We start from the raw sequence: 16,102 nt of genomic DNA, 5'->3' as shown, positions 1-16,102 counted from the left end.
AGCGAACTGGGCGGGACGTGCGTCCCACTGTCGATACAAGGGGGCGACATGACCGAGTCGGACGTCGGCGGCTACCGCGGCGAAGAAGACGCGTTCGCGAGTTACACCGCGGGGGTGAACCCGCTCGCCGAGCAGCTCAGGAGCGTCGCGGGCGACCTCACGCCACACGGGGAGTTCGGCGACGACGCGTTCTCCATCATCGGCGGCGAGGTGGGGCTCAGCCAGGCCATCCGCGACGCCACGCAGCGCCAGCTCAAGCGGGTGCACGGGCTCGCGGACAGCATGGGCGGCACCGCCGACGCCGTCCGCAACACGTGGACCAACCTGCAGGGCACCGAGGACGACGCGGCGACCGCGCTGCGCCGGGCGGCGGGTGAGATCGCGTGACCGCCCCCGTGCGCGACCTGCTGGAGCCGATGATCCAGCCCGCCGCGACCGCCCAGCGCCACCTGGCCACCAACGACGCCGCGATCGACCAGATCGGCGGCGCCCACGCGACCCTGAGCGGGTCCCTCGACACCGTCGGCTACGACGCCTCCCGCCAGGCCACGACCCTGCGCGAGGGCTGGACCGGCCAGGCCAGCCTGCGCCACGAGTCCGACGCCGCCACGCAGGCCGACACCGGCGCCGAACTGAGCTCATACAGCGCCGAGGTGCAGACAGCGGTGCGCGAGGCCAGCGACATCCTCAAGGTCGGTCAGAAGCTCAACCAGGACCAGATCGACGACTTCAACCGCAAGGCCGCCGAGCTGCTGCAGGCCGCGGCGGCGCTGCGCCAGGCGGGCGACCCGGCGGGCGCGCAGCAGAAGCTCACCGAGCTCGCCCGCTACGCCGCCCAGCTGACCGGTGACACGTCGACCAACCTCGACGCCGTGATGACCCAGCTGACCGGCGTCGTCACCAAGCTGACCGGCGGCGCCGGCAGCACAACTGCCTCCAGCACGGGGACCCCGACCGCCTACAACGACCGCCAAGGCGGCGGTGGGGGCGGAGGCGGTGGCGGCGGTGGTGGAGGAGACGGCGGCGGCGGCGGCGGTGTCGCGACCAAGCGCAGGCTGCCGATGGCCATCCCGCCGCAGCCGGGCACGGGCGTGCAGGTCAACCTGCCCGACGGCAGCTCGGTCATGGCCCCCAATGAGACCGCCGCGAAGGCCGTGCGGGCCGCGCTGAGCCAGCTCGGCGTGCCCTACGTCTGGGGCGGCACCGCGCCGGGCCAGGGCCTCGACTGCAGCGGCCTCACCCAGTACGCCTACGGCGAGGGCGGTCTGGACATCCCCCGCACCTCGCGTGAGCAGGACATCGGTGCCGAGGTCCCGTCGGCCGACCAGCTGCTCCCGGGCGACTTGGTCTGCTGGGAGGGCCACGTCGCGATGTACATCGGAAACGGGCAGATCTGCGAGGCGGGCGACCCGGTCCAGGTCGGCCCGCTGCGCACGACCAACTCGGGCATGCCGTTCGTCGGGTTCTACCGGCCGACTGGCTGAGACTCGGGTTAAAACTGACTGAGGGAACTAGGATCAGCAGAGTGGAGATCGACATCGATCATGAACTCGACACGGTGGTCCGCCGCGTCGAGCAGACCGAGCAGCGCGCCCAGCGGATCGGCCCGGTCACCGGGCAGGCCGTCAGCGGCGACGGCGCGATCACCGTGGAGGTCCGGCCGGGCGGGCTGCTGTCCGAGGTCAAGCTGACCCCCGGCGCGCTGTCGAGCGGGTCGGACGCCCTGGCCGCGCAGATCATGGCCCTGGCCGAGCGGGCGACCCGCCGCGCGGGCGCGAACATGCACGCCGCGCTCGCCCCGGTGCTGGGGCCCGAGGGCGAGAAGCACCTGACGTCGCTGGGTTACGAGCCCGACGACGAGGACGAGGACGAGGCCTTCGACACCCCGCTCGGGCACCAGCAGCGGCGGCGGATCCGATGACCGAGCGGGAGCCGATCCGGCGCAGCACGAAGCAGTTGATCGAGGACGGGCGCGCCCGCCAAGAGGCGTTGGCCGACATCGACACCGTCCTCGCGGGCGTTCGCGGAACGGCGTACGACAACCACCAGAGCGTCCGGGTCACCGTCGACGGCCGCGGCAAGCTGCTGGAGCTGTGGCTGCGCCAGGACGCCGTGCGCTGGGGCGCCGACCAGCTCGGCAGGCTGATCGTGCTGGTCGCGCAGGCCGCGATGGACCAGGCGACCCAGGCGGGCTACAACAAGCTCGGGCCCATTCTGGGCGACAACATGACCTACGCGATCGAATTGATCTCCGGCCGGTCCGCGCCCGCACGGAACCCGCAGGCCAGGGGCATCACCGCGGAGGAGTTTCAGCGCAAACGGGACGAACGGGTGGCCAACGGCCCCGCGAAGACGGAACCAGCCGAGGACGACGGGTTCGACCCGGACGACCCGCTGTCCTTCGACCTGTCATCCCTACGTTCGGATCGTTGATCCCACCCCGTAGGCTGCCCGACGCACCCCGAACGTACGCCGATGGCTGCGCGACCAGGAGGACCTCCAATGGCCCAGGACATCGTTCCGATCGAGCTCGGGCTGCCGCAGGGTGACGTCGTCACGCTGTGGGCGCCGCGCTGGCGGGAAGACGGTGAGGAGTGGGAGGCGTTCCTCGGGCACGAGGACGACCTCTACGGCTTCCCCGACGCCGCACACCTCGCGGCCTTCGTCCGCACCACCGAAGAGCACGACCTGTCCGACCACCCGGCCTGGCACCTGGTGCCCGCGCTGTCGGTGGCCGAGCTGATGCCCGACGAGGCGCACCAGTACGACTTGGTGGGCGTGCCGGAGCTGGCAGCCGAGGAGCCCGACACGTGGACGGTCGGCGAGCTCGCCGACATCGTCGCGATCGTGCGCTCGCTCGCGGACGTGTGCGAACTCGACGAGGTGCACGAGGTCCTCAACTCCGCCGACGGGTTCGCCGTGCTCGACCAGGGCACCTTCCCGTTCACCGGCCGCGACGGCGAGCGCCTCTGGACCGACCTGGCCGAGACGATCGCCGAGCGCTGGGACGAGGTCCTCGACGCGCTCGACTCGGTCGTCACCGCGCCCGCGGTCGATGAGGTCGCGCTGGAGAAGAGCGCCGAGGAACTGGTCGCGTTCCACGCCGAAGCCGCTGAGGCCGCCGCCGAGGACGACGACATCGAGCCGATCACCGACGACGCCGAGGCAGTCGAGGACGAGGAAGAGGCGCCGCCGACGTTCTGGTCCGAGGTCGGCATCGACCCGATCAAGATCATCACCGACGGGTCCGAGTACTACACGCTGCGCTGCTACCTCGACGACGAGCCGATCTTCCTGGGCTCCGAGGGCAAGATCGACGTGGCGGCGTCGGCGCGCGGGCTGGCCAAGTTCCTGGCGAACGGCGACCACTCGGACAACGACATCGCCGAGGTCTCCACGTGGGACACGGTGGCCGCGAAGGCCACCGACGGCAGCCTCGACCTGGAGGTCGAGACCGACAACACCTACGTGCTGCAGGGCCTGGGCGACGACCTCGCCGAGGGCGTCGACGCGGTCGACCCGGTCCAGCTCGACCTCGCGGTGGAGCTACTCACCGACACCGCCGACTGGGCGGGCGACGAGTCGGTCGGCGAGGCGCTCAACCAGTCCGAGAGCCTCGGCTGGCTGGTCAGCTTCATCCTGTCCCCGGACCCGACCCGGATGGCGCCGAGCGCGCCGTTCGACAAGGAGTCGGCGTCGTGGAACAAGCTGGTCCAGGACTTCGAGGACCGCCTGCGGACGCACTGACCTAGCACAGACGATGGCCCCGGCTCCTGTGAGCCGGGGCCATCGGCGTCTCAGTGCCCCATCAGCTTCGCGTAGCCGGGCTTGATCACGTCGTTGATGATGGCCAAGCGCTCCTCGAAGCCGATGAAGGCGGACTTCATCGCGTTGATGGTGAACCACTGCAGGTCGGACCAGCCGTAGTCGAAGGCCTCGACCAGGGCCGCCATCTCGCTCGACATCGAGCAGCCGCTCATCAGCCGGTTGTCGGTGTTGACCGTGACCCGGAACCGCAGCGAGGTCAGCAGGCCGATCGGGTGCTCGCCGATCGAGGTCGCCGCACCGGTCTGCAGGTTCGACGACGGGCACATCTCCAGCGGGATCCGGCGATCGCGCACATAGGACGCCAGGCGTCCAAGGTGGACGGACCCGTCGGCCGATACCTTGATGTCGTCGACGATCCGCACGCCGTGCCCGAGCCGCTCGGCCCCGCAGTGCTGCAGGGCCTCCCAAATGGACGGAAGGCCGAACGCCTCACCGGCGTGGATGGTGAAGTGCGCGTTCTGCTGGCGCAGGTACTCGAAGGCGTCAAGGTTGCGGGTGGGCGGGAAGCCCGCCTCCGGGCCGGCGATGTCGAACCCGACCACGCCCGCGTCGCGGTAGCGCACGGCGAGTTCGGCGATCTCCAGCGAGCGCGCGTTCTGGCGCATCGCGCACAGCAGCGTCCCGACGCGGATCGTGCGGCCCGCGGCGGCGGCCCGGCGCTCGCCCTCGCGGAACCCGGCCTGCACTGCCTCCACGATCGCGTCGAGTTCCATGCCGCGTTCGGTGAAAAGCTCCGGCGCGTAACGGACTTCGGCGTAGACGACGCCATCGGCGGCGAGGTCCTCCGCACATTCGGCCGCCACCCGGACGAGTGCCGCTTCGTCCTGCATGACACCGCACGTGTGCGCGAACGTCTCCAGATAGCGGACCAGCGAGCCGGAGTCGGCCGCGTCGCGGAACCAGATGCCGAGCGCGTCGACGTCGGTGGTCGGGAGATCGGAATAGCCGTTGGCCTCGGCAAGATCAATAACTGTGCCCGGTCGCAGGCCGCCATCGAGGTGGTCGTGCAGCAGGACCTTGGGAGCGGCGCGGATGGCCTCCGGGGTCACCGGTGAGTGGGCATGGTTCGACATGCAGACACGGTACTCACATTCGGCCCTCACCCGATCGGGTAGCCGACCGGTCACGTATGGTTCGGGCCGGTCGCGGAGCACAGGGCGCGGCTGTACGCCGAACGGTCCAATCGTCCGTGTCTGGACCGACGAACTAGCAACGGGTGGTGTATGGACGCCTTTTGGGACTGGCTAGGCTCCCCACAGTCGTCTGCATCTCCCCTCCCCAGGACGAAGGTCACCTCCGTGAACGAGAGCACGAACCCCACGGTGTCGTTCGACCGGATGCGCAACATGCTCACGCGCGCGGCCGAGATCCGTGAGAGCGAACAGCAGCAGATCTTCGACGCCCTGGATGAGATCCATGCCAGGCTGTCGCCGCTGGAATCCATCGGGTCGGTGCGCAAGCGCCTGTCCGAGATGCCGGACCGCACCGAGGTCGCGGTGCTGGCCGACCGGCTGGACGCGACGATGTCGAAGCTGGAGTCTCAGGACAACGCGATCGCGGCCATCGCCCGCGCGGTCGACAGCATCGTCGACAAGCTCGCCACCCCGTTCGCCCAGCTCGACGGCCGTCTCGACGGCATGTCCGGGCGGTTCGAGGGTGTCGCGGGCCGGATGGATGGGCTGGAGGACAAGCTCTCCAACATCCACCGCCGCATCGACGAGCTCGACCACCACCTGGACAAGCAGGACGGCAAGATCGACCAGGTCCCGTCCCAGGCGAGCACCCCGGTCCGCGAGCGCATCGAGCTCATGGAGACCGCGCTGCGCGGCCGCCTCGACGAGGTCGACGAGGGCGTGCACGAGCACCTCGACGGCACCAAGGACATCCTCGCGCGGACCGTCGCCGAGACGTCCGACGCGGTTCAGACCAAGATCACCGCTTCCACCGACGCGGTCCAGGGCAAGCTCGCGGAGACCGCGACGGCGCTGACCGGCAAGGTCACCGAAACCTCCCAGTCGCTGCACGGCAAGCTGGCGGACGCCTCCTCGTCGCTGCACGGGAAGTTGGCCGAGGCTTCCACCTCGCTTCACGGCAAGGTCACCGAATCGACCGACGCGGTCCAGGGCAAGCTGGCCGAGTCCACCGACTCGCTGCAGACCGCGCTGCTGGAGACGTCCTCGTCGCTGGAGGGCAAGCTGGTCGAGACCTCCTCGTCGCTGCGGGCGCAGCTCACCGAGACGGCCACCTCGCTGAACGACAAGGTCGCCGAGAGCTCGGCGTCGGTCGAGGGCAAGGTCGCGGAGTCGGCGCAGGCCATCGAAGGCAAGGTCACGGAGACTTCTTCGTCGGTGATCGACAAGGTCGCGGAGTCCACGACCGCGCTGCAGGGCACGCTGGCGGCGTCCACCGAGGCGCTGCACGGCCGCTTCACCGAGACCTCGGACTCGCTGCACGGCAAGCTCGACACCAGCGTCCAGCAGCTCGACAGCACCCGCTTGGAACTGGGCACCTCCCTCGGCGAGTCCCGCGACGCCGTCGCGCTCAAGCTCGAGGAGGCCACCCTGGCCCTGCAGGAAGCGCTGCGGGAGACCAAGGAGACGGTGGACGCCAGCGACCGGTTGGAGGCGCTCGCGCAGCGCCTGGAGAAGGTCACGGCGAACCTCGACAGCATGGCCACCCGCCTGGACACCGTCGAGGACGGCTTCACCGCCCGCCTCAACGAGCTGCGTGGGTCCATCCAGCAGAGCCTCACCAAGGTCGAGGGCACACTGTCGAACCAGCCGGACAACACGTCGGTCGAGTCGATGATGAAGAAGACCAACGAGGAGTCGGTCCGGCGCATCGGCGGTCACCTGGACGAGGCCATGGCCACGTTCGCGGAGCTCATGATGGGCGGCGGCACCCCCAGCCCGCCCCCGCCCACCGCGCTGCCGCGTCAGGGAAACCGCCGCCGCACCAACGGCAAGGGCCCGAAGTCGGCCGACAAGGTGCGCGACGACAACTCGGAGGACACCGACATCGCCGCGGGCGCCTAGGTTCCGAACCACGACAAGGCCCACCTCGTCAGAGGTGGGCCTTGTTCGTTCACGCCGAGACCGCTTCCGCCTTCTTCGTCGGAGCCGGGACATGACGCAGGGCGCGGTAGGCGAAGACGGCCGTCAAGGCGACCACCACGGCACCGAAGGTGGCGGCCACCGTGAAGCCTTCGGTGAAGGCGATGCGCGCCGCCGTGATCACCGTCGGGTCGCCTGACGCGACCGCTCCACCCAACGTCTCCTGGGCGATCCGGGCGAGATCCGCCGGCAACGAGCCCACCTGGCCTGCCATGTCGGCGTGGTAGATCGCAGCGCCGACGCTGCCGAGGATGGCCATGCCGAGGGCGGCGCCGAGTTCGCTGCTGGTCTCGGAGACCGCCGACGCGGCGCCTGCTTGTTCGGCGGGGGCCGCGGTGAGGATCAGGTCCGCCAGCAAGGACACCGTCATCAGGACCCCACCCGCGACCAGGCCCGCGCCGACCAGCACGAGCCACAGCGGCGAGTCCGCCCGGACCTGGGTGAGCACCACGAACGCCGACGCGAGCACGACAAGGCCAGACGTGACCAGCTTCGACACGTGCACCTTGTTGGCGAGCATCCCCGAGATGGTCATGCACACCATCACCCCGGGCATCACCGCGAGCGACCACAGCGCCGCGGTGAACGGGCGCATGCCAAGCACCAACTGCAGGTACTGGTTGGTGAACAAGGTGATCCCGATGAAGCAGAACATGCTCACCACGCTGACCGTGACCGCCGCACTGAACGTCCGGTTCGCGAACAGGGCCAGGTCGACCAGCGGGTTCGCCGTGGTGCGCTGCCGGTGGATGAACGCGGCACCGAGTGCCAGGCCGAGGACGAGCGCGGCGATCGAGTCCACAACGAAACCGTCGACGGCGAGCTGCTTGATCCCGTAGATCACCGCGATCATGGCCACCAGGGACATGGCCGCGCCCGCCAGGTCGAACCGGCCGGACTCCGGGGCGCGGAACTCCGGAAGCAGCAGCGGGCCCACGATCAGCAGCAGGGCCATCGCGGGGACGTTGATCAGGAACGCCGAGCCCCACCAGAAGTGGTCGAGCAGGAAGCCGCCGACGATCGGGCCGATGGTGGCACCCAGGGTCAGGCCGGCGGTCCATACCGCGATCGCGGTCTTGCGCTGCACGGCGTCGTGGAACATGTTGCGGATCAGGGCCAGGGTGGACGGCATGAGCGTCGCGCCCGCCAGGCCGAGGAGGCCGCGGGTGAGGATCAGCAGTTCCGCGGAGTTCGAGTAGGCCGCCATCACCGACGCCACGCCGAAGGCCGCCGCGCCGATCAGGAGCAGTTTGCGGCGGCCGATCCGGTCGCCGACCGCGCCCATGGTGATCAGCAGGCCGGCGAGGACGAACCCGTAGGCATCCATGATCCAGAGCTGCTGGGTGGCCGTCGGGCCGAGGTCGGCGCTGATGAACGGGAGTGCGAAGAACAGGACGCTGACGTCCATCGAGACCAGCAGGCACGGCAGGACGAGCACCGCGAGCCCGATCCATTCCTTGCGCCCGGCGGTGAGCTTGTCGTTCATGGGTATCCCCCTCTAACTGCGTATGTCATACGCGCTTCTGCGTAAGTTATACGCAGAACTAGGATGTGAAGTCAACCCGGACCGGAAAGCGGAGGACATGGCGGAACAGACGAGCACCGGCTTGCCCCGGAGCATCGAGGCGGCGTGGGGACTGGGCGAGCGGCCCAGCCGCGGCCCCAAGCCCGGCCTGACCCTGGACCGCATAGTCGCGGCGGCGATAACGGTCGCGGACACCGAGGGACTCGACGCGCTGTCGATGAGCCGGGTCGCGAAGGAGATCGGTTCCAGCGCCATGTCGCTGTACCGATACGTCGCGGCAAAGGACGAGCTACTCGCCCTGATGGTCGACGAGGGCTACGGCGATCCCCCCGAACCCGCCGAGGGCGACTGGCGCCAAGGACTTTCGCGGTGGGCCTGGGCGGAGTTCGGCGCGCTGTGCGCCCGCCCATGGCTGGTCCGGGTGCCGATCACCGGACCGCCCGTGACGCCCAAACAGTTGCGCTGGCTGGAAAGCGGCCTGAAATCGATGGCGGGCACCCGCCTCAGCGGCGGCGAGAAGATGTCGGTGATCCTGCTGCTGTCCAGCCACGCCCGCGCCAGCGCCACCCTGGTCGCCGACATCACCGTCCCCGCGGGCGGCGAGATCATGCCGGAATACTCCGCACTCATCCGCAAGCTGATCAGCCCCGGCGCGTTCCCGGAACTGATCACCGTGCTCGACGAGGGCGTTCTCGACAACGATGACGAGCACCCCGCCGAGTTCGCCTTCGGCCTCGAGCGCATCCTCGACGGCATCGCCACCCTCGTCTAAGGGCGCAACGTCTCCAGGATCAGCGGACCGATCGCCGGAGCGGACTCGCCGATCTCGTACGAGCCTTCCAAAGTGGACAGTGCGGCGGCGACGGCGTCCGGGGTGTCGGTTCGCAGTTCCAGCACCGGATCCCCCACCCGCACCGACTCGCCCGGCTTGGCGTGGCAGAGGATTCCGGCGGCCGCCTGCACCGGGTCTTCCTTGCGTGCCCGGCCCGCGCCGAGCCGCCAGGCGGCGACCCCCACGGCGTAGGCGTCGAGCTTCGACACGACCCCGTCGCGGTCGGCCTTGATCACGTGCACGTGCTTCGGCTCGGGCAGCGGGGCCTCCGGGTCGCCGCCCTGGGCCCGGATCATCCGCGCCCACGTCTCGTACGCCTCGCCGGAGGCCAGCATCCGGCCGGGGTCCACATCGGACAGACCGGCGAGGTCGAGCATCTCGCGCGCCAGCGCCAAAGTCAGCTCGACAACGTCCGCCGGACCGTCGCCCCGCAGGACCTCGATCGACTCGGCGACCTCGACGGCGTTGCCGACGGCGCGGCCCAGCGGGATGGACATGTCGGTGATCAGCGCCGAGATCTTCAAACCACGGGACACGCCGATGCCCACGAGGGCCTGGGCCAGCGTGCGGGCGTCGTCGGCGGTCTTCATGAACGCGCCGGAGCCGAACTTGACGTCGAGGACCAGGGCGTCGGCGCCCTCGGCGATCTTCTTGCTCATGATCGAGCTGGCGATCAGCGGGATCGACTCGACCGTGCCGGTGACGTCGCGCAGCGCGTAGAGCTTGCGGTCCGCCGGTGCGAGGCCCTCGGTGGCCGCGCAGACCACGGCGCCGACGTCGCGGAGCTGGGCGTGGATCTCGTCGGTCGTGAGGTGCGCGCGCCAGCCGGGAATGGCTTCAAGCTTGTCGAGGGTGCCACCGGTGTGGCCGAGGCCGCGGCCGGACAGCTGCGGGACGGCCGCCCCGCAGGCCGCGACCAGCGGCGCCAGCGGCAGCGTGATCTTGTCGCCGACCCCGCCGGTGGAGTGCTTGTCGACGGTCGGGCGGTCGCTGTGCAGGGTCAGCGTCTCCCCCGAGTCGACCATCGCCGCGGTCCAGCGGGCGGTCTCCTCGGTGTCCATGCCGTTGAGGAAAACGGCCATGGCCAGGGCGGACATCTGCTCGTCGGCGACCGCGCCGCGGGTGTAGGCGTCGATCACCCAGTCAATCTGCTCGTCGCTGAGCCGGGCGCCGTCGCGCTTGGCCCGGATGACGTCGACCGCACTGAACCGTTCCACCGACATGCCTCCACAGTCTCGATACTTCGTCAACCGTATCCTCGGCCACACTCTCCGGTCTCGATGGAAGGGAACCGCCGGGGAGCGGGGTCGCCGAAATCCGATGACCCGAACGACCTGGTTCCCGCTCCCACACCCTGCATGGAGATCATCAAGATGAAGAACAACCGGATCGGCTTGGCCGCTGCCCTGCTGTGCCTCGGTCTCGCGACCGCCGCCTGCAGCGGCGAGACCCCCGCGGAGCAGGCCCCGTCGAGCTCGAACGCCGCCGAGGCACCGCCCTCCAGCGACGCGCCCCAGTCGGGGTCCGTGGCGACCGTGGCCAGCGGCGCCCCGGCGCCCTCGTCAGTGCCCGCCGCCGAGCCCGAGCCCCCGCTGGTCCTCCCGGAGCTGCCCAAGGGCGCGCCGAAGGACTTCCCGGTCCCCAGCGGCGCGAAGGTGTCGGCGGTCGGCACGGACGGCTCGTTCTCGGTGACCGGGGAGGGTGCGGAGAAGGTCCTGTCCTTCTACCGCAAGGCCCTGCCCGGCGCCGGTTACAAGATCACCAGTGATGAGCCGACCGCGGTGGGCTTCGAGGGCGCCGCGGGCAAGGGCAAGGTCGCGCTCGACGGCGACCACGTCACCGTCACGATCACCAAGTGACCCCCGACCGTGGGCGGGGTGCGGCCCGCCCACGGCCCGCTCGCACGGAAGGATCTTCCATGTCACGAGGCCTCATCGCGTTCGTCGCGGTGATCGGACTGAGCGGCTGTTCGGGTGCCCAGGAGGCGCCGCCCGCCGCCACAACGTCGAGCACATCGACCAGCACCTCGTCTTCCGCCCCGGCCGCCACCAGTTCCGGCGCCGAAGCGGCACCGCCGCCCCCACCGCCGAATGGCACGCCGGTCACGACCACCTCGGTTCCGGCCGTGCCGCCACCGGGCATGCCCCAGGACTTCCCGGTCCCGCCAGGCGGCAAGGTCACCGACGCGAGCCGCGACGGGCGGCTGTCGATGCTGGTCAGCGGCGTTCTCCCGGAGAAGGCGCTCGGGTACTACCGGACCTCCCTGCCGCCCGCCGGGTATCAGGTCGTCCGGGAGAACACGTCGCAGCTCAGCGGCGACGAGGTCGTCAGCATCGACTTCGCGGGCAAGGGCTACACGGTCACGGTGGCGATCGACCAAGGCCAGGTCGACGTCGTCGTGGTCACCATGAAGAAGGCCTAAGGCAGCTGGTCCGGGCCGAACGCGTCCGGGAGGACCGCCGACATCGGCGCAGGCCCGGCCGGGGTGTCCACCAGGCAGTCCGGACCGCCCAGTTCGAAGATGACCTGCCTGCACCGGCCGCACGGCATGAGCAACTCGCCGGTGCCGCTGCGGCAAGCGACGGCGATCAGCTTGCCGCCGCCGGTCATCAGCAATTGCCCGGCCATGGTGCACTCCGCGCACAGGCCGACGCCGTAGGCCGCGTTCTCGACATTGCAGCCGGTGACGATCCGGCCGTCGTCGACCACCGCCGCCGCGCCGACCCGCAGCCCCGAATAGGGGCAGTAGGCCGACGCGGCGGCGCGGACGGCTTCGGCTCGAAGCCCGTCCCAGTCGATCATTTGCCCTCGCCCCTGCGGTAGATCTCGCCGACCGCGCGCGGGACTCGCAGCCGTTGCGACGCCAGGCCCAGGACCAGCAGCGTCACGACGTACGGCGTCGCGCCGACCAGTTCCGGTGGGACCTCGTCGCTGACGAAGTACCACCAGCCGAACAGCACACCCAGGGCCGCGGCGACACCGGAGAGCACGTGGTGCCCGCCCATGTACTGGAACACGGCCACGAACATCAGCGCGATGCCCAGCAGCAGCAACAACGCGTGGACCGCGGTGGATCCGCGCAGAGCCAGGGCGTCGGTATAGCCGAACAGGCTCGCGCCGACGGCCAGGCCGCCGGGCCGCCAGTTGCCGAAGATCATGGCCGCGAGGCCGATGAATCCCCGACCCGCGACCTGCCCGTCGCGGAACTGGCTGGAGGCGACGGCGAGGAACGCACCGCCGAGGCCGGCGAAGACGCCGGACCCGATCACCGCGTAGTACTTGTACTTGTAGACGTTGACGCCCAGCGACTCCGCCGCCATCGGCGCCTCGCCGCAAGAGCGCAGCCGCAGGCCGAACGGGGTGCGCCACAAGACGAACAAAGTGCCGACGATCAGCGCCACGGCCAGCACCGTCAGCAGCGACACCTGCGTCAGCAGCCCACGCAGGATGCCCGCGAGGTCGGAGATGAACAACCAGCCCTTGCCCTCAATCCGGCTCAGCGGGTCCGCGATCCCAGGCACCGACACCTTCGCGGCGTCGTCGATGCGGGGCGACTGCTTCTGGCCGCCGCCAGGCGCCTTGGCGAAGTACAGCTTCGACAGGAACAGCGCTGCCGCGGGGGCCAACAAGTTGATCGCCACGCCGGAGATGATGTGGTCGACGCCGAAGGTCACCGTCGCGATGGCGTGCAGCAGGCCGCCGAGAGCGCCGAGGAGCAAGCCGAACGCGACACCGGCCCACGGACCCCACTGGTAGCCCGCGTATCCGGCGCCGAACGTGCCGAGCACCATCATGCCTTCGAGGCCGATGTTGATCACGCCCGCGCGCTCGGACCACAGGCCCGCGAGACCCGCCATCGCCAGCGGGACCGCGGCGGTGATCGCCGCCTGCACGGTGCCCGCCGAGGTCAGGTCGTTCGCTCCGGCGAACACCCGGACCAGCGACAGCAGCAGCAATGCCCCCACAGCGATGAACAGATAGACCATGGGAGACAAGCGCTTCGAGCGCTTGGCCGCCGGTGCGGTCTCCATCCCGACAGTCAGACCGCCGGCGCTCATGACGACACCTCTTCCAAGGTCTTGGTCCGGCCCAGCGCGCGGCCGACTTCACGCTGTTCGGCGCGCACTCGGTAGCGGCGGACCAGTTCGTAGGCGACGACCACGGCCAGCACGATCACGCCCTGCATGATCTGGACGATCTCCCGTGGGATCCCCGAGACGTCGAGCGAGGTGGACGTGTTGTCGAGGAAGCCCCAGAGCAACGCCGCGAAGGCCATGCCCACGGGGTGGTTGCGGCCGAGCAGGGCGACGGCGATGCCGGTGAAGCCCAGTCCCGGGGGGAAGTTCAGCGAGTAGGCGTGCGACGAGCCGAGTAGCTCAGGCATGCCGACCAGGCCGGCGATGGCACCCGAGATCAGCATCGAGTAGACGACCATCTTCTTGACGCTGACACCGCTCGCCACCGCCGCCGACTCCGACAGCCCCGTCGCCTTGAGCTCGAAGCCGAAGCGGGTGCGCGACAACACGAACCAGTAGAGGAATCCGACCGCCGCGGCCAAGAGCACCAGGGCGAAGATCTTCGATGTCGACCCGGTGACCGCGAACCCCTCGACCTGACCGCCTTCGGTGATCGGCCGGGTGGTGACGTTGTTGCTGCCCGGCACGTTCTGCGCCAGCCGCGCCGGGTTGAGCAGGTAGGACACCAGGTAGGTGGCGATCGCGTTGAGCATGATCGTCGAGATGACCTCGCTGACCCCGCGAGTCACCTTGAGCAGCGCGGCAAGGCCGGACCACGCGGCGCCGACCAGCATCGCCGCGAGGATCGTCATCGCGATCCGCAGGAACGAGGGCAGGCCCTCCATGAAGGCCGCGCCCGCCAGCGTCGCCGACAGCATCGCCGCGAGCCGGTACTGCCCGTCGACACCGATGTTGAACAGCTTCATCTTGAAGCCGACCGCGACCGCGACCGCCGCCAGGTAGTACTGCGTCCCCGAGTTGAGCGCGTTGACGAGGGTCCGCGGGCGCTGGGCCGCGGCGGACATGGAATCGATCGTCGCGACCGGCGAGTTGCCGGTGACGATGAGGATGAGCGCGCAGATGAGCACCGCGAAGACCAGCGCGCCCAACGGCGCCGCCAGCCCGAGCACGATCGCGCGAGGTGAGAACCTGCCCATCAGCCTTCCCTCCCAGCGCCGGTCATCGCGGAGCCGAGTTCCTCCGGGGTGACGGTGGCCGGGTCGTAGTCGGCGACGATCGCGCCACGCAGGATCACCGCCAGGGTGTCGGACATGCCGATCAGCTCGTCGAGATCGGCGGAGATCAGCAGCACGGCCAGGTGTTCGGCGCGGGCGCGACGGACGTGGTCCCAGATCGCGGCCTGCGCGCCGACGTCGACACCGCGGGTCGGGTGCGAGGCGATCAGGACGTCCGGCTTGCCGCTCATCTCGCGGCCGACGATGAGTTTCTGCTGGTTGCCGCCCGACAGCGCGGAAGCGTGCACCTCGATGCTCGGCGTGCGGACGTCGTACTCCTCGACGATGCGGCGGGTGTCGGCCCGTGCTCCGCCGCGGTTGAGCAGCGGACCGCGCGCGTTCGGGCTGCGGGTCTGGTGGCCGAGGATGCGGTTCTCCCACAGGCTCGCCTCCAGCAGCACGCCCTGGCGGTGCCGGTCCTCGGGGATGTAGCCCATCCCGGCCTCCCGGCGGTGCTTGGTGGACGTGCGGGTGATGTCCTTGCCCGCGAGGTGCACGGAGCCGGAGGCGGGCTGGCGGATGCCCATCAGGGTCTCGACCAGCTCGGCCTGCCCGTTGCCCTCGACCCCCGCGATGCCCAGGACCTCGCCCGCGTGGATGGTGAAGGAGACGTTGTCGAGCAGCTTGCGGCCGTCGGCGCTGGTCACGGTGAGTCCGCGGGCCTCCAGCACGGGCCGGTCGGTCACCGTGGACTCGCGCAGCTCCGGCACGGGCAGCGCGCTGCCGACCATCAGCTCGGCGAGCTTGCGCGCGGTGACGTCCTTCGGCAGCACGCTCGCCACCGTGGTCCCGCGGCGCATGACGGTGATCTCGTCGGCGACGGCCAGCACCTCGTCGAGCTTGTGCGAGATGAACAGGATCGTCAGGCCCTCGGCCTTGAGCTCGCGCAGGTTGCCGAACAGCTCGTCGACCTCCTGCGGGACCAGCACGGCCGTCGGCTCGTCGAGGATCAGGATGCGGGCGCCGCGGTAGAGGACTTTGAGGATCTCGACCCGCTGGCGGGCGCCGACACCGAGGTCGTCGACCAGGTCGTCGGGGTCGATGTTGAGCCCGTAGTTGTCGGAGATCTCGCGGATGCGGCGGCGGGCGGTGTCGAAGTCCAGCCCGAGCCCCGACCTCGGCTCGCCGCCGAGGACCACGTTCTCCAGCACCGTCAGGTTGTCGGCCAGCATGAAGTGCTGGTGCACCATGCCGATGCCCGCCTTGATGGCGTCCGCGGGCGAGGTGAAGACAACCGGCTGCCCGGCCACGGAGATGGTGCCCTCATCGGGGCGCTGCATCCCGTAGAGGATCTTCATCAGGGTGGATTTCCCGGCGCCGTTCTCGCCGACGAGGGCGTGCACGGTGCCCGGCCGGACGGCGATGTTCACGTCCGAGTTGGCGATTACGCCGGGGAAGCGCTTGGTGATTCCGGTCAGCTCTACGGCGGGGTGTCCGCCTGGCTCGCCGGTGTCCTGTGGGGCCACGGTCGATTCCTTGTCGATCGAGGTGATTCACGTGGAGTGCCGACGGGCCCGGGGGCCGCGGATGTCGCGGTCTCCCGGGCCCGTGGC

General features: G+C 70.0%; 16 protein-coding genes. 9 read left to right on the top strand and 7 right to left on the bottom strand.

Features of this window, described 5'->3' with window-relative positions; genetic code table 11:
• The first annotated feature begins 48 nt into the window (after nucleotides 1-48).
• From ACUZ2Y_RS23990 to ACUZ2Y_RS23970, 5 genes are all read left to right on the top strand, one after another.
• Nucleotides 49-387 carry a hypothetical protein gene (locus ACUZ2Y_RS23990; RefSeq protein ID WP_476322613.1) on the top strand — a complete coding sequence of 113 codons (339 nt, stop codon included), beginning with the start codon at nucleotides 49-51 and terminating at the stop codon, nucleotides 385-387.
• Entirely contained in the window at nucleotides 384-1,484 is a 1,101-nt protein-coding gene (locus ACUZ2Y_RS23985) for a C40 family peptidase (RefSeq protein ID WP_476322611.1), read from the top strand. The genes ACUZ2Y_RS23990 and ACUZ2Y_RS23985 overlap by 4 nt, the downstream gene beginning before the upstream one ends.
• Nucleotides 1,485-1,525: 41 nt before the next feature.
• On the top strand, nucleotides 1,526-1,921 hold the full coding sequence (locus ACUZ2Y_RS23980; RefSeq protein WP_476322608.1) for a YbaB/EbfC family nucleoid-associated protein: 396 nt from the start codon (nucleotides 1,526-1,528) through the stop codon (nucleotides 1,919-1,921).
• Nucleotides 1,918-2,433, top strand: coding sequence for a YbaB/EbfC family nucleoid-associated protein (locus ACUZ2Y_RS23975; RefSeq protein ID WP_476322605.1), 516 nt, complete (start codon nucleotides 1,918-1,920; stop codon nucleotides 2,431-2,433). Before ACUZ2Y_RS23980 ends, ACUZ2Y_RS23975 begins: the two co-directional genes overlap by 4 nt.
• A 69-nt stretch (nucleotides 2,434-2,502) precedes the next feature.
• The gene (locus ACUZ2Y_RS23970; RefSeq protein WP_476322603.1) at nucleotides 2,503-3,747 is read left to right on the top strand and encodes a primosomal protein; all 1,245 of its coding nucleotides are present in this window, start codon (nucleotides 2,503-2,505) and stop codon (nucleotides 3,745-3,747) included.
• 50 nt (nucleotides 3,748-3,797) lie between these two features.
• Here the strand turns inward: ACUZ2Y_RS23970 and ACUZ2Y_RS23965 are convergent, their stop codons facing one another.
• The gene (locus ACUZ2Y_RS23965; protein WP_476322600.1) at nucleotides 3,798-4,901 is read right to left on the bottom strand and encodes an adenosine deaminase; all 1,104 of its coding nucleotides are present in this window, start codon (nucleotides 4,899-4,901) and stop codon (nucleotides 3,798-3,800) included.
• Between the two features lie 264 nt (nucleotides 4,902-5,165).
• On the opposite strand from ACUZ2Y_RS23965, the gene ACUZ2Y_RS23960 reads away from it, so the two are divergent.
• Nucleotides 5,166-6,863: an apolipoprotein A-IV repeat region-like domain-containing protein gene (locus ACUZ2Y_RS23960; protein WP_476332042.1), complete on the top strand. Its 1,698-nt coding sequence runs from the start codon at nucleotides 5,166-5,168 to the stop codon at nucleotides 6,861-6,863.
• Between the two features lie 49 nt (nucleotides 6,864-6,912).
• Here ACUZ2Y_RS23960 and ACUZ2Y_RS23955 read toward each other — a convergent pair whose 3' ends face one another.
• Nucleotides 6,913-8,427 (bottom strand): MFS transporter, encoded by a 1,515-nt coding sequence (locus ACUZ2Y_RS23955; RefSeq protein WP_476322597.1) that lies wholly within the window; start codon nucleotides 8,425-8,427, stop codon nucleotides 6,913-6,915.
• Between the two features lie 97 nt (nucleotides 8,428-8,524).
• Here ACUZ2Y_RS23955 and ACUZ2Y_RS23950 point away from each other — a divergent pair, with 97 nt between their 5' ends.
• Nucleotides 8,525-9,238 (top strand): TetR/AcrR family transcriptional regulator, encoded by a 714-nt coding sequence (locus tag ACUZ2Y_RS23950; RefSeq protein WP_476322594.1) that lies wholly within the window; start codon nucleotides 8,525-8,527, stop codon nucleotides 9,236-9,238.
• Here ACUZ2Y_RS23950 and ACUZ2Y_RS23945 read toward each other — a convergent pair.
• The gene (locus ACUZ2Y_RS23945; RefSeq protein WP_476322591.1) at nucleotides 9,235-10,515 is read right to left on the bottom strand and encodes a thymidine phosphorylase; all 1,281 of its coding nucleotides are present in this window, start codon (nucleotides 10,513-10,515) and stop codon (nucleotides 9,235-9,237) included. The two genes, ACUZ2Y_RS23950 and ACUZ2Y_RS23945, sit on opposite strands and share 4 nt — an antisense overlap.
• Before the next feature lie 141 nt (nucleotides 10,516-10,656).
• Here ACUZ2Y_RS23945 and ACUZ2Y_RS23940 point away from each other — a divergent pair, with 141 nt between their 5' ends.
• Nucleotides 10,657-11,157, top strand: coding sequence for a hypothetical protein (locus tag ACUZ2Y_RS23940; RefSeq protein WP_476322588.1), 501 nt, complete (start codon nucleotides 10,657-10,659; stop codon nucleotides 11,155-11,157).
• 59 nt (nucleotides 11,158-11,216) lie between these two features.
• Complete coding sequence (locus tag ACUZ2Y_RS23935; protein WP_476322585.1) at nucleotides 11,217-11,720, top strand: hypothetical protein; 504 nt, start codon at nucleotides 11,217-11,219, stop codon at nucleotides 11,718-11,720.
• Here the strand turns inward: ACUZ2Y_RS23935 and ACUZ2Y_RS23930 are convergent.
• Genes ACUZ2Y_RS23930 through ACUZ2Y_RS23915 form a run of 4 tightly spaced genes read right to left on the bottom strand, consistent with a single transcriptional unit; the run spans nucleotide 11,717 to nucleotide 16,015 of the window.
• Nucleotides 11,717-12,100 carry a cytidine deaminase gene (locus tag ACUZ2Y_RS23930; protein ID WP_476322582.1) on the bottom strand — a complete coding sequence of 128 codons (384 nt, stop codon included), beginning with the start codon at nucleotides 12,098-12,100 and terminating at the stop codon, nucleotides 11,717-11,719. The genes ACUZ2Y_RS23935 and ACUZ2Y_RS23930 overlap by 4 nt on opposite strands.
• Nucleotides 12,097-13,356 (bottom strand): ABC transporter permease, encoded by a 1,260-nt coding sequence (locus tag ACUZ2Y_RS23925; RefSeq protein WP_476322579.1) that lies wholly within the window; start codon nucleotides 13,354-13,356, stop codon nucleotides 12,097-12,099. Before ACUZ2Y_RS23925 ends, ACUZ2Y_RS23930 begins: the two co-directional genes overlap by 4 nt.
• A complete protein-coding gene (locus tag ACUZ2Y_RS23920; RefSeq protein WP_476322576.1) occupies nucleotides 13,353-14,471 on the bottom strand; it encodes an ABC transporter permease in 1,119 nt (372 codons plus the stop codon). Before ACUZ2Y_RS23920 ends, ACUZ2Y_RS23925 begins: the two co-directional genes overlap by 4 nt.
• Complete coding sequence (locus ACUZ2Y_RS23915) at nucleotides 14,471-16,015, bottom strand: ABC transporter ATP-binding protein (RefSeq protein WP_476322574.1); 1,545 nt, start codon at nucleotides 16,013-16,015, stop codon at nucleotides 14,471-14,473. Before ACUZ2Y_RS23915 ends, ACUZ2Y_RS23920 begins: the two co-directional genes overlap by 1 nt.
• Nucleotides 16,016-16,102: the final 87 nt, after the last annotated feature.

The organism is Actinokineospora sp. UV203 (genome assembly GCF_056323665.1).
Note: the sequence above shows the minus strand (reverse complement) of the source record. Positions and strands in the feature narration are given on the sequence as shown.

What these genes read in the sequence shown, in the direction of transcription:
- ACUZ2Y_RS23940 (WP_476322588.1), top strand. Translation starts at nt 10,657, where the DNA reads ATGGAGATCATCAAGATGAAGAACAACCGGATCGGCTTGGCCGCTGCC.
- ACUZ2Y_RS23925 (WP_476322579.1), bottom strand. Translation starts at nt 13,356, where the DNA reads ATGAGCGCCGGCGGTCTGACTGTCGGGATGGAGACCGCACCGGCGGCC.
- ACUZ2Y_RS23960 (WP_476332042.1), top strand. Translation starts at nt 5,166, where the DNA reads ATGCGCAACATGCTCACGCGCGCGGCCGAGATCCGTGAGAGCGAACAG.
- ACUZ2Y_RS23965 (WP_476322600.1), bottom strand. Translation starts at nt 4,901, where the DNA reads ATGTCGAACCATGCCCACTCACCGGTGACCCCGGAGGCCATCCGCGCC.
- ACUZ2Y_RS23970 (WP_476322603.1), top strand. Translation starts at nt 2,503, where the DNA reads ATGGCCCAGGACATCGTTCCGATCGAGCTCGGGCTGCCGCAGGGTGAC.
- ACUZ2Y_RS23975 (WP_476322605.1), top strand. Translation starts at nt 1,918, where the DNA reads ATGACCGAGCGGGAGCCGATCCGGCGCAGCACGAAGCAGTTGATCGAG.
- ACUZ2Y_RS23935 (WP_476322585.1), top strand. Translation starts at nt 11,217, where the DNA reads ATGTCACGAGGCCTCATCGCGTTCGTCGCGGTGATCGGACTGAGCGGC.
- ACUZ2Y_RS23950 (WP_476322594.1), top strand. Translation starts at nt 8,525, where the DNA reads ATGGCGGAACAGACGAGCACCGGCTTGCCCCGGAGCATCGAGGCGGCG.
- ACUZ2Y_RS23920 (WP_476322576.1), bottom strand. Translation starts at nt 14,471, where the DNA reads ATGGGCAGGTTCTCACCTCGCGCGATCGTGCTCGGGCTGGCGGCGCCG.
- ACUZ2Y_RS23955 (WP_476322597.1), bottom strand. Translation starts at nt 8,427, where the DNA reads ATGAACGACAAGCTCACCGCCGGGCGCAAGGAATGGATCGGGCTCGCG.
- ACUZ2Y_RS23930 (WP_476322582.1), bottom strand. Translation starts at nt 12,100, where the DNA reads ATGATCGACTGGGACGGGCTTCGAGCCGAAGCCGTCCGCGCCGCCGCG.
- ACUZ2Y_RS23990 (WP_476322613.1), top strand. Translation starts at nt 49, where the DNA reads ATGACCGAGTCGGACGTCGGCGGCTACCGCGGCGAAGAAGACGCGTTC.